Origin of the sequence: Ralstonia sp. RRA, from assembly GCF_037023145.1 — a bacterium.
Classification (GTDB): Bacteria; Pseudomonadota; Gammaproteobacteria; order Burkholderiales; family Burkholderiaceae; genus Ralstonia.
The window spans coordinates 371,536-383,584 of sequence record NZ_CP146091.1 but is presented as its reverse complement, the minus strand read 5'-3'; the positions used below and the strand labels follow the sequence as shown (position 1 = coordinate 383,584).

Here is a 12,049-nt window from a genome sequence, read left to right as displayed (position 1 = left end):
TGACGTTCTGACGCGGCTTCGGCTTCAGTGCAAGCCCGTCACAACGTTGGCCAGCGCACTCTGCAGCGCGTTGTTGAGGCTGAGCTGACGGAACTGCGGCAGGCTGTTGACCGCCGCATTGATGGTCGTGATCGCCTGCAGGGTCTGGTTGTTCAGGCTGTTCTGGATGACCGTGGCGGCCGCTGCCGCACCCGTTGCAATGTCGGGCGGCGCAACGTTGTTCGGCCCGTTCTGCACGACGTTGACGGTGTTGACCACGTTGGCGAGTTGCTGCGCCTGCGCGGTGGTCATGCGCGCAATGTCGGGAATGTTGACTGACGCGCTCGCCACCAGATCCCCATTGATGTAGACCGCGCGATCGATGCCGAACGCGATGCGCAACCCCGCCGCCGACGGCACATCAAACCCGCCGCGCATGTCGTCGAGTTGGTCTTCGGATACGGCTTTCCATGCATGGACCGGGTTGTTCATACGCGGGCCATCCACGGTTTCAGTGTCACCGTTCATACCCGCCGCCAGCGCGTGACCCGTCCCAGCCAGCACAAGCGTGCCCGCTGCCCACAGCACCCCGCCAAACCGTCTCATGGTGCCCTCCTGCGCTGCATACCGCTGTCAGAAATCGGACGGACCGTGCTTGGGGATCACGATGTTCCCCAGGCCGGTGCGGTCCACCCCTTCGTCCAGCGGTGCGCGCGGTGCAACGCGCCAATCCGATCCCGCGTTGAACGTCGCACGCTCTTCACGGTTATGGATGACGAACAGCAAATGGTTGTCCCACATGTGCTCGAAACTCGCACGTGGGATCGCGCGTGTGCCCATGGCCGGATCGCCCACCAGCACACGCCCTTCCTGCACGCCCTTGACCACCACGAAGTGGTGATAGCCGTTCTCGCTCAGCAGCACGATGGCCGGCAAGTGGGCGCCGTTCAATGCATCCAGCGGCTGCTCGAAACCATCGGCCTCGAAGCCTTGCGACACCAGATAGCGTTTGATGTCGAGCAGCGAAAAGCCTTCTCGCCGGATCTTCTCCTGGTTGCCATTGAGATACATGGCTTGGAACACCGTCTGCTCACTCACCGGATAGCCGTACTGGTAAGTCAGCAGCGTCGCCACGGCAGCCGAACCGCAACTGAAGTCGAAGCGCTGATGGATCGTGCGCAGGAAACGCGCCTCCCTCATGCTCGTGACCGGCACGTTGTAGGTCGCGCCGCCCGTACCGAGCATGTCGATCGAACCGGCGAATGTCGGCACAGCGGTCGACACAACCGCTAGCCCGCACGCGCCCAGGATCAGCGCCGCGCTCCACATTCGTCGCATCGCCCTACCTCGCATCGCCGTCATCGCATCAAGGCCTGAACTGCACGTTGACGATGGTGGAGTTCTGGATCAGCACGTTCGCTCCGCTGTTCTGGATGACCGTGGGGATCCCGGCAGCGTTGGCGAACGAGCCACCGCCCACGATGTTCGAACCCGTCGCCACGTTGACGGCGGTGTCGTTGCTCACCGTGCCCGAAAGGCGCGCGTCGTTGACGGTCTGGTACAGGTCCTGTGTCCCACCGCGATAGCCTTCGAGCTTGTCTGCATCGACCGCGTGACCAAATCCAGGCACCAACGCGGGCGCGGCGACCGGGGGACGCACCGCTTCCACGTTGGCTGTCTGAAGATCGTTCGCGACCGGCACATCCTCCGCCGCCATCGCCAGCGTTGCCGTTGCTGCAGGCAACGCCACAAGGCCGCATGTCAGGAACCATGCCGCCCATCCTGCTGTTGTTCTGTCGGATCGCATCGAATCTCTCCCAGATGCCCCAACTGCGGTTCCGACGGGGGCCGGACCCTTGTTGCCCGGTCCGGCCCTGTCAGCCGCCGCTACCAACGTAGCGGCGGTACTTCCCCGCTCAAGCCTGATGCCGGTTCAGTGGCCGACATTCAGGTTGGCCTGCACATTGACGCTTTGTTGGATGAGCGATGCAAAGCCGCTGTTTTGGTTTGCGATCATCACCCCGGCAGCCGACTGGCCGACGCTGGTCATGGCATTGGACATGTTGAACGTGCCCGCATCCACCGCCACCGTACCGCCAGCGCCACCCGCACCGCCGACTGCGCCATTGCCAACGCCACCGTTGCCAGTACCGCCGGCACCGCCTGCTGCACCCACCGCGCCCGTTGCGCCCGCAGCACCGTTGCCGGCCGTGGACGAGGCTGAGCCATTGGTTGCGCTGCCGTTGGTTGCGGCACCACCCGCACCGCCGTTGCCGGCAAGGTTGGTGGCTGCGCCACCTGCTGCGCCTGCGCCGCCCGTGCTGGTGCCGGTTGCTGTGCTGGTGCCTGTGCCTGCACCACCGGAAGCCGTCGATGTGCCAGCGGTTCCGCCACCACCTGCTGCGCCGTTGCCACCGACAGCAGCACCCGCGCCGCCTGTAGCCGAGCCGCTGCCATGATGATGGTTGGCATCTCCACCGTTGCTGCCGGCACCACCGCCACTGCCACCGCTGCCGCCTCCGGCCGCGCTGGCACTGCCTGCCCAGCCACCCAGACCTGCGCCAAGGCTGGCCGACAGCGTGCCAGAAGCACCGCCCGCGCCGCCTGCGCCGGCATTGCCATGGGCATTACCGCCCTCGCCACCATTGCCGGCCGTTGCGCTGCCGTTGGTTGCGCTGCCGTGCGTGACGTTGCCCGAGCTGCCGCCCGAGCCGCCGCTGCCGCCCGCGCCACCTGCACCGCCGTTGCCGCCGTTGCCGCCCACGCCAACGCCACCATAGCCATTGCCACCGTGACCACCACCGCCACCATTAGCAGTACCGCCGTTGTTGGTGGCGATGTTGCCGATGCCGGATACGCTGAGGTTGGTCACCGTACCTTCCAGCTTGGAGATGGCAATGGCTTTGCTGGTGTTGAAGGCGTTGGTAAACGTGGCAGTCGCGGTGCTGCCGTTGTTGGCGGCCGCGGTGCCATAGCCATCGGCATCGGCCACACCATGGTTGTTGCGGTTGCTGCCTTGGCTTGAGTTGTTGTGTTGATTCGAGTTGTCTGTTGCTGTGGTCGTTGTCGTTGTTGTGGTGTCTGTGTCGGTACTGGTTTTGGTGATGGTCGACGTCGTGGTCTGGTTGTTGTTGCCCGGACCATGCGTCTCATTCCCGATATCAGCCAGTGCTACGCCTGAGACCCCCAATCCCATGGCGATCGCGGTGGCCAGTAAGGTCTTCTTCATAACGCACTCCATAAAGGTGAGAGGGGCGGTTGGAAGCGCAGCCGACGGGGCCAGCGCGCCTTGCCTGTGGGAAAAAACATCACCCACCCCGGGGTGCCGTGTTCGCATATTCAGTGCCACCTGCCCGCGCGATTGCACGCCGCATCGCCGAAGAATTGAAAACACTGTGAAATCAAGGGCCGGCGCCCGCAGTGCGTGGCCGATCAAGTGGAATCGTGCCAAGGCATACTCTTTTTGGAGTAGCTGTTCACACGATTTGGTTGCAGTACTGAAACAGCAATATTGCGGCTGCGGTGCCAGCGCTGTTCTGCCATCGGGCCAAGACCAAGATCTGGCCGGCGGATTGCGCTCACGCGGGTGTTCGAGTGCGCCCCCTTTCAAGGTGTTTCAACGTAGATACATCGGCGCATCAAGGCTCACATTGCGCGAGCCAGCGTTGATCAGGAGCGTGCATCCCGTCACGCACGTTGCAACGGAATTGACATGTGATCGCAATGAGGTGCAGCGGGTGCGCCAAGCGTGCGCGGCGCTTTCCTGCGAGTGCCCCCTATCGGCAAGACGCACGCAGCGTCAGCGTTTCGGTTTTCGCACTGCGCCTTAGCAGGGAACGCATAAGAAACTGCGCACGGCAAGCATCGTCATGGCAACGACATACCGTGCGCAATCGGTTCACATTTCAGCAGAGAAACCGCACGCAGCGCATGTTCATGCCGCTCAGGCCGTTCTTGCGACGGTCAGCTTGAGCTCTTCGATCATGCGGTCGCGCATGACGAACTTCTGCACCTTGCCCGTCACCGTCATCGGCATCTCGGTGACGAAGCGGATGTAGCGCGGGACCTTGTAGTGCGCGATCTGGCCTTTGCAGAATTCGCGGATCTCATCCTCCGTCGCCTGCTGGCCCGGTTTGAGCACGATCCACGCGCACACCTCTTCACCGTACTTCGGGTCGGGCACGCCAAACACGTTGACGGCCTGCACCTTCGGGTGGCGGAAGAGGAATTCTTCGATCTCGCGCGGGTACACGTTCTCGCCGCCGCGTATGAGCATGTCCTTCACCCTGCCGACGATGTTGCAGTAGCCCTCGGCATCGAAGGTGGCCAAGTCGCCCGTGCGCATCCAGCCGTCGTGGATGGAATCGGCGGTCTTGGCCTCGTCATCCCAGTAGCCGAGCATGACCGAATAGCCCTTGGTCCAGAGCTCGCCCTTCTCGCCCACCGGCACGGTGTCGCCCACACCATCCACCAGCTTGACCTGCAGATGCGGCTGAATGCGCCCAACGGTGGTCACTCGCTTGTCGAGCGGGTCCGTCACGGCGCTCTGGAACGACACGGGGCTCGTCTCCGTCATGCCATACGCAATGGTGACCTCGCGCAGGTTCAACTCCGACACCACGCGCTTCATCACCTCAATCGGGCAAGGCGATCCGGCCATGATGCCGCCGCGCAGGCTCGATACGTCGAAGGTCTTGAAATCCGGATGATCGAGTTGCGCGATGAACATGGTCGGCACGCCGTGCAGTTGCGTGCAGCGCTCTTCGGCCACGGCGCGCAGCGTGGCGAGCGGGTCAAAGGCCTCACCCGGAAACACCATGCACGCACTGGTGGCAGTGCAAGTGAGCACCGACATGACCATGCCAAAACAGTGGTACAGCGGCACGGGAATGCACAGCCGATCGCCGGCCTGCAGGTTCATCGCCATGGCAACAAAGCGCGCGTTGTTGACCACGTTCACGTGCGTGAGCGTGGCGCCCTTGGGCGCGCCGGTGGTGCCGCTGGTGAACTGGATGTTGATCGCGTCATCCGGCGACAGCGTGGCGGTAATCGCATCCAACGCATCAACGGGTACGCCGCCTTTGTCATCTACGCCGCGTGCGATGACATCGGCAAAGTTGATCATGCCGGGCGTTATGGCCTCGCCCATCCGGATGACCCAGCGCAGTGCGGGCAGCTTGGCCGCGTTCAATGCACCGGGTTGTGAGGTCGCCAGTTCGGGGGCGAGCGTCTGCAGCATCTCCAGGTAGCGCGAGGTCTTGAACGCCTCGGCGGCCACGATGGCCTTGCAGCCGACTTTGTTGAGCGCGTACTCCAGCTCCGAGAGCCGATACGCCGGGTTGATGTTGACGAGGATGAGCCCCAGGCGCGCCGTCGCAAATTGCGTGAGCACCCATTCATAGCGGTTGGGCGACCAGATGCCGATGCGGTCGCCCCGCTCCAGCCCCAGCGCATGCAGGCCGGCGGCCAGCGCATCGACCTGCGCGGCAAAGGCGCGCCAGGTCCAGCGCACGCCCTGCTCGCGAAACACCACCGCCTCCGCGTCGGGGTAGCGATTCACCGTCGCTTCCAGCAACGCGGGCACTGTTACGTGCGCCAGCGGCACCTCCGTATCCCCCACCACGTACGACATGCCGTTGCGTGGGCACGGATCAAAACCTTCACCAGCCATGGACGTCTCCTCCAGTCAACGTTGGTCCTTTTGAGACCTTGTTTTGAATGACTTTCTACTGCTTGTTGCTCCGCAATTTGACGCAGCTTGACGCATTTGGCAATCCGTTCCGGGACGAACAATGACGCGGAACAATTGCTGCACCGCAGCAGCAAAAATCGGCGGACGCCACGTTCAACGCGCTAACATGCCAGCCTCATGTTTTGCGCGTTCTTGTACGTAGGGATTGACGATGATCGTAGTAGTGATGGGTGTTTCGGGTTGCGGCAAATCGACGGTGGGCCAGAAGATTGCCGAGCGTCTAGGCTGCGCCTTCCGTGATGGCGACGAGTTCCACAGCGACGCCAACCGCGCCAAGATGCACGCCGGCATCCCGCTCAACGACGACGATCGCAAGCCCTGGCTCGAGTCCATCCGCACCTACATGGACGAGACGACGAGCGGCGGCGGCTCGCTGGTCGTTGCCTGCTCCGCACTCAAGCAGCGCTACCGCGACGTGCTGCGCGGCAAGACCGGCAACACCGAGTTCGTCTACCTGAAGGGTGACTTCGATCTGCTGCAAGGCCGTCTGGCCGCCCGCAAGGACCACTTCTTCAACCCGAATCTGCTACGCAGCCAGTTTGACGCGCTGGAAGAGCCGACTGACGCCATCGTCGTCGACATCGCCCTGCCGCCCGAGAGCATCGTCAACGAGGCTGTCACGCAACTGCAGGCACGCGCCGCGCATCGCCCGGCGGCCTGACCGTCGGCAGCGCGCTAGCTGCGCACAAGCTGCTGCAGCACGGCTTGCACTTCGCCGTTGCAGACGCGGCTCATGCGATCCTGCTCCTGCGGCGTATCGATCTGCTCGTGCGCCTGCAAACCCAGTTGGATCAGCGACCGCGCGCGCGGCAGCCAATGGCGCGTCAACTGCGTCTCCAACTCGGCGGCAATGCGGTCCGGGTCGCCAAAGTAAAGCCGCCCGCCGTATTCGCGCTGGATCTCCTTGCGGATCACCTCTGCCGCACGCGGCAGCACGGCGCGGTTGACGGCCACATGACGCAGTTCGTGTTCGCGGATAGCGTTGTAGGCACAGCTGCCGGGCGCGAACTCACGCGCCACCGTCACACGAAAATCACTCAGGACCAACTCCACATCCACCGAAGGCCGCAGGCACGTGGTGGGCGGCTGCGTCGGCAATGCGATGTAGTGCGTGGTGACGTCAAACTGCGCACCGAGCGTGGCGTAGGTCTTGCCCAGAACGCGGGCAGCACGATCGTAGGGCGGCGCCTCTGCAGTGAGTTGGCCGACGGAGCGGTCATTGGAAAACGTCAGTGGGGTTTCGTTGGCGTGTACCGTCACGCTCATCGGCCCGAGCTTCTCGTCGCAGATCTTCAGCCAGTAGCTCTTGGGGGCAGATGTGCTGACCGGCACGGCCGTCCCAACGATCCGTCCGCCACCCGTTGCTGCGGCAACCGTCTCGATGGGCGCAAACCGGACATCGGCCAACCGCGCACGGTAATGCCGCGTCCATACACCCGCGCCGACAACGCATGCCAGCGCCAACCCCAAAACCAACACCCGACGCATGCTGGGCTCCCCGTCTGCGCTTGGCTGACTGGGGCGCGAGCATTCTTGCGGGGCCTCCAGTCAGATCATGCCGGCGTCAGTTCCACCGGTTCTCGGTTCTCACGTTGGGCGGCGACCAGTCGTCTGATCTGCTCACCCGATCGTTTGAGCGCAATGCGCGCCTCTGGAAGAAAAGGATAGAAGATCGGCCACACGTGCGGAAGCCGGCGGCCCATTTCTACCGAAACGGATACCCCGGCCGCCCGCGCACGCTCGGCCATTCGGAGAGTGTCGTCGCGCAGCACCTCGCTGGTGCTCACGTAGCAATGCAGTGGCGGCAAACCGGTGAAGTCGGCATACAGCGGCGACACCAGCGGATGATCCACCGGCGTGCCCGAATCGCCCAGGTAGATCGTGGCGCCATAGGCCATCCACGCTCCGCGGAACATCACGTCGGATTCGTCGTTGTCGATCAGGCTCTGGCCGGTGGCGGCCAGGTCCGTCCACGGCGAGTAGAGAATCGCGCCGGCTGGCAGAGGGTCCCCCGCGTCGCGCAACGCTACCAGCAGCGCCAGCGCCAACCCGCCTCCTGCCGAATCCCCCGCCACCACGATCTGCGCGGGCGACACCCCATGCGCCAGCAGCGTGCGATAGCTCGCCAGCGCGTCTTCAATGGCAGCAGGAAACGGATGCTCGGGCGCCAGGCGGTAGTCCGGCACGTGCACGCGCGAGCGCGCATGCGTGGCCAGGCCGATCGTGATGGGGCGATGCGTGCGGGGGCTGCAGAAGAAGTAGCCGCCGCCGTGCAGGTAGAGCACCACCGGTGGCGGGTCGTCCAGCATGTCGAGGTCGGCGGGTTCGATCCACTCGCCGGTCAGGCCGCTCCTGGCAGGCACGATGCGCCAGTCCGACGGCAACTCCACCGGCGACGGCATCTTCCGCTTCTCCGCGCCGATGCGCGTGGCGACTGGGTCGAAGGGCTCCCGTTCGGTCGGCCTCTTGATCTGCCTGCGCACCTTCCATGAGACGACCCAGTTCTGCCAACTCATCGCGCGGCCCTCAACAGCAAAATCCCAGCCTAGCGAGGACGCGTTGCCCAGACAATCGGTTCGCACCCTTGTTTGCGCACAATGTCGGCACCATGCGACATCAAGCGACGTCTTGCGTGGCAGCCAGGGCAACGAGGCAGAGCCGCTCCATCTCGCCGATCCACACGTCGGGTGCAGGTGGCGCATCGGGCAACAGCACGCGGTAGCGCCGCGCGCCCCAGATGGCCAGCAGCAGTGTCTGCAGCAAGGCGTCCTCGGGCCGGGCTGGCAGGTCGGCGCAGGCATCCAGCGCCTGACGCCAAGCGGCGCTCAGCTCGTCGAAGAAACGCCGGTGGTGCTTGGGCTCGGCGATGCGGTCTTCGCGCATCAGCATGGCATGGTCGAAGTACGGCGGATCGAGGGCCGGATCGCCGCAGGTGAGGCGCACGAGATGACAAACGCGGTCGCGCCAGGGCAGATCCATGCGATCGATCACCTCGCGCTGAATGCGCCCGAGCAGCACCTCGATGGTGTGCCGCACGTAGCCGGAGAGCAGTGCCTCCTTGTTCGGGAAGTACTCGTACAGCGTGCCGACTGAGCAGCCGGCCTCCAGTGCCACCGCGCGCGTGGTGGCAGCCTGTGCACCATCGCGCTGCCAAATCCGAACAAACGCCTCGTAGATAGCCTGCACGGTGAACTTCGCACGGCGCTGCGACGGCCGTTTCAGCGGCTTGGCGGGGCCTGCCGGTGCGGTGTGTTCCGTCGGCGCGTTTCCGAACCCGGTGCCGGATTGCCGGCGATAGAGTGAAGCCATCAGCCCATCGATCCCGAAAATGGAGGAGACACCATGAACGCCCCCAAGAACGCCCCATACGAGCGGCTCTTCACGCACAAGCATGCCCTAAACGAAAGCCGACTGGAAAGCGCCGATGCGCCCCCCGTGGCCGCGCCCGGCGAGGTCGTCTTGCGCTTGGACCGCTTCGCGCTCACCACCAACAACATCACCTACGCGGCCTTTGGCGATGCCATGCAGTATTGGTCGTTCTTCCCCACCGGGCAGGAAGGCTGGGGCCACATGCCAGTGTGGGGTTTTGCCGATGTGGTGAGCTCCACCGTGGAAGGCATCGACGTGGGCGAGCGCTTCTACGGCTATTTCCCGATCGCCACGCACCTGCGCATGCAGCCCGAACGGGTGACGCCGCGTGGCTTCTACGATGGTGCCGCACACCGCCAAGCGCTGGTCTCCGCCTACAACCAGTACACGCGCGTGGCGCAGGATGCCGCCTACGACGCCGCGCTGGAGAACTACCAGATCCTGTACCGGCCGCTGTTCATCACGTCGTTCATGCTGGCGGATTTCCTCTCGGACAACGCCTTCTTTGGCGCGCGGCGGCTGGTGTTCTCCAGCGCGTCCAGCAAGACCGCGTACGGCACCGCGTTCTGCGTGCAGGACACGCCGGGGCTCACGCTCACCGCGCTCACCTCCACCGGCAATCGCGCCTTCGTCGACGGCCTGGGCTGCTACCACGACAGCGTCACCTACGACGCACTCGATACGCTCGCCACCGACGTCCCCACGCTCTACGTCGACTTTTCCGGCGATGCGGCGCTACGCCGGCGTGTGCACGAGCACCTTGGCAATGCGCTGGTGTACGACTGCTTTGCGGGTTCCGCGCAGAACACGGATTTCATCCAATCCGAAGATCTGCCCGGCCCGGCGCCGCAGTTCTATTTCGCGCCGGTACAGATCCGCAAGCGCAACGCCGATTGGGGCCCCGCCGTTGTCACCGAGAAGTTCAACGCCGCACAGCGACGCTTCATCGACCACGTGCGCGAACCCGCGCGCGGCTGGCTCACGCTGATCGAGGAGCACGGCATGACGGCTGCACAAGCGCGCATTGCCGCGCTGCACGCCGGGCGTACGCACCCGCGTGAAGGCTATGTGATCCGCCTGTAACGAATACGCTGGCGGTAGCTCACGCGCGCGAAGACACGGTATTGCTCGCGCGTGATGCTTTCGTATCCCTGGGGGGATCCAACAAACAATCTACAAATTTATATATTATTTGAGACCTAATTAATTTCGCCTCACCCCTGCTCCCATGTCGATTGACTTTGCGCATTTCACGCCAGGCGCGGCCACGATTGGCGGCCTAATCATCGGGCTGGCCGCAGCCGTGCTGGTTCTGGGCAACGGACGCATAGCCGGCATCAGCGGCATCGTCGGCGGGCTGCTGCAGCGCGCGCGTGGCGACGTGGATTGGCGTATCGCCTTTCTTGTCGGGTTGATCGGGGCGCCGGTCATTGCGGCGCTGCTCGGTCAGCCGGTGGTGCCCGACATCGCCGCCGGCTGGGGCGAGGTCATCGCCGCCGGCTTCCTGGTCGGCATCGGTACGCGCTACGCGGGCGGCTGCACGAGCGGCCACGGCGTCTGCGGTTTGTCGCGCGGCTCCGTGCGCTCGCTGGTGGCAACCCTCACCTTCATGGCCGCGGGCATCGTTACCGTGTTCGTGATGCGACACGTGGTGGGAGGCTGATATGCCGATCGTGATCGCGTTGATCGCGGGCCTGCTGTTTGGTGCGGGGCTCATCGTGTCGGGCATGGCCAATCCGACCAAGGTGCTCGGTTTTCTGGATCTGTTCGGCCACTGGGACCCATCGCTGGCCCTCGTGATGGCCGGGGCGATTGCGGTGGGCGTGATCGCCTTCTTCATCGCGCGGCGACGCGGGCGCTCGCTGCTTGGCACGTCGATCCAATGGCCGTCGGCCACGGGCATCACCACACGACTGGTGCTCGGCAGCGCAGTCTTCGGTATCGGCTGGGGCCTGGCAGGGTTCTGCCCGGGACCGGCACTGGTGGCGCTGGGCGCGGGCGTGCCCAAGGCCATCGGCTTTGTTGTTGCCATGCTGGCGGGCATGGCCGTCTTCAGCGCGATCGAGCGCAAGCGCTAGCCGCGCAACCTCGACCTCTAGAACAACACACAACCAACCCACAGGGGGCCACATGACGCTTGGCAAACTCGGCGCCGCATTGGCGCTGGCTGTCAGCACATCCGCATTCGCACAAACCACGCCGGGCACGCTGCCGGTGCCCGACGAAGCCACCATCCCGGCCGGCCCCGTGGGCGACGCCATCAAGCGCGGCAAGCTGATCCTCACCGACACGAAGCGCCAGTTGCCCCACAACGTCGGCAACGGCCTGAACTGCACGAGCTGTCACCTGAACGGCGGCACCACGCCGTACGCTGCGCCGTGGGTGGGGCTGACTGCCGCGTTTCCGGAATACCGCGCGCGCAGCGGTGCCGTCATCTCGTTGCAGCAGCGCGTGAATGATTGCTTCCAGCGCTCGATGAACGGCAAGCCGATCGCCTTTGACGGCGAGGACATGAACGCCATCCTCGCGTACATGAAATGGCTCTCGAGCGGCGTGCCCGTGGGCACCAACGTGAACGGTCGCGGCTTCGAGAAGATCGACACCACGCTCGTGCCGAATCACGAGAACGGCAAGGCCATCTATGCGCAGCGTTGCGCAGCCTGCCACGGCGCTGAAGGCCAGGGCATGCCGAACCCGCAAGGCGGCTACTTTATGCCGCCGCTGTGGGGCAAGGATTCGTTCAATGTCGGTGCGGGCATGGCACGCCTGTACACGGCGGCCCCGTTCGTGAAGCACAACATGCCGCTGGGTCAGGGCGGCACGTTGACGGCGCAGGAGGCCGTGGACGTGGCCGGGTTCTTCACCCAGCAGCCGCGCCCCGACTATGCCGAACGCGTCAAGGATTGGCCCAAGGGCGACAAGCCGAAAGACGCGCGTTGACACCATCGC

The 12,049-nt window shown here is 64.5% G+C and carries 13 protein-coding genes; 5 read left to right on the top strand and 8 right to left on the bottom strand.

The annotated features are described in order from the left end of the window. Positions 1 to 24: 24 nt before the first annotated feature. From V6657_RS01930 to V6657_RS01910, 5 genes are all read right to left on the bottom strand, one after another. The gene (locus V6657_RS01930; RefSeq protein WP_048933972.1) at positions 25 to 585 is read right to left on the bottom strand and encodes a hypothetical protein; all 561 of its coding nucleotides are present in this window, start codon (positions 583 to 585) and stop codon (positions 25 to 27) included. Positions 586 to 612: 27 nt separating this feature from the next. Next, on the bottom strand, positions 613 to 1,224 hold the full coding sequence (locus V6657_RS01925) for a cysteine peptidase family C39 domain-containing protein (RefSeq protein ID WP_248694715.1): 612 nt from the start codon (positions 1,222 to 1,224) through the stop codon (positions 613 to 615). Positions 1,225 to 1,345: 121 nt separating this feature from the next. Then, complete coding sequence (locus V6657_RS01920; RefSeq protein WP_048933970.1) at positions 1,346 to 1,786, bottom strand: hypothetical protein; 441 nt, start codon at positions 1,784 to 1,786, stop codon at positions 1,346 to 1,348. A 126-nt stretch (positions 1,787 to 1,912) separates the two neighbouring features. After that, positions 1,913 to 3,208 (bottom strand): hypothetical protein, encoded by a 1,296-nt coding sequence (locus V6657_RS01915; RefSeq protein WP_048933969.1) that lies wholly within the window; start codon positions 3,206 to 3,208, stop codon positions 1,913 to 1,915. A 714-nt stretch (positions 3,209 to 3,922) separates the two neighbouring features. Continuing rightward, positions 3,923 to 5,650 (bottom strand): AMP-binding protein, encoded by a 1,728-nt coding sequence (locus V6657_RS01910; protein WP_048933968.1) that lies wholly within the window; start codon positions 5,648 to 5,650, stop codon positions 3,923 to 3,925. 232 nt (positions 5,651 to 5,882) lie between these two features. Between V6657_RS01910 and V6657_RS01905 the strand changes: the two genes are divergently transcribed. Further along, positions 5,883 to 6,392 carry a gluconokinase gene (locus V6657_RS01905; RefSeq protein ID WP_048933967.1) on the top strand — a complete coding sequence of 170 codons (510 nt, stop codon included), beginning with the start codon at positions 5,883 to 5,885 and terminating at the stop codon, positions 6,390 to 6,392. A 14-nt stretch (positions 6,393 to 6,406) separates the two neighbouring features. On the opposite strand, the gene V6657_RS01900 is transcribed toward V6657_RS01905, so the two are convergent. The 3 genes from V6657_RS01900 to V6657_RS01890 form a co-directional block, all read right to left on the bottom strand. Beyond that, positions 6,407 to 7,219, bottom strand: a complete 813-nt coding sequence (locus tag V6657_RS01900) for a hypothetical protein (RefSeq protein ID WP_048933966.1) — start codon at positions 7,217 to 7,219, stop codon at positions 6,407 to 6,409. Positions 7,220 to 7,284: 65 nt separating this feature from the next. Further along, entirely contained in the window at positions 7,285 to 8,247 is a 963-nt protein-coding gene (locus V6657_RS01895; RefSeq protein WP_048933965.1) for an alpha/beta hydrolase, read from the bottom strand. A 100-nt stretch (positions 8,248 to 8,347) separates the two neighbouring features. Then, complete coding sequence (locus V6657_RS01890) at positions 8,348 to 9,040, bottom strand: TetR/AcrR family transcriptional regulator (RefSeq protein ID WP_048933964.1); 693 nt, start codon at positions 9,038 to 9,040, stop codon at positions 8,348 to 8,350. Positions 9,041 to 9,073: 33 nt separating this feature from the next. Between V6657_RS01890 and V6657_RS01885 the strand changes: the two genes are divergently transcribed. From V6657_RS01885 to V6657_RS01870, 4 genes are all read left to right on the top strand, one after another. After that, positions 9,074 to 10,183: a DUF2855 family protein gene (locus V6657_RS01885; protein WP_048933963.1), complete on the top strand. Its 1,110-nt coding sequence runs from the start codon at positions 9,074 to 9,076 to the stop codon at positions 10,181 to 10,183. Between the two features lie 145 nt (positions 10,184 to 10,328). After that, positions 10,329 to 10,763 carry a YeeE/YedE family protein gene (locus V6657_RS01880; protein WP_048933962.1) on the top strand — a complete coding sequence of 145 codons (435 nt, stop codon included), beginning with the start codon at positions 10,329 to 10,331 and terminating at the stop codon, positions 10,761 to 10,763. A gap of 1 nt (position 10,764) precedes the next feature. Continuing rightward, positions 10,765 to 11,178, top strand: coding sequence for a DUF6691 family protein (locus V6657_RS01875; protein WP_048933961.1), 414 nt, complete (start codon positions 10,765 to 10,767; stop codon positions 11,176 to 11,178). 52 nt (positions 11,179 to 11,230) lie between these two features. Beyond that, complete coding sequence (locus tag V6657_RS01870) at positions 11,231 to 12,040, top strand: c-type cytochrome (protein ID WP_048933960.1); 810 nt, start codon at positions 11,231 to 11,233, stop codon at positions 12,038 to 12,040. Positions 12,041 to 12,049 lie beyond the last annotated feature (9 nt).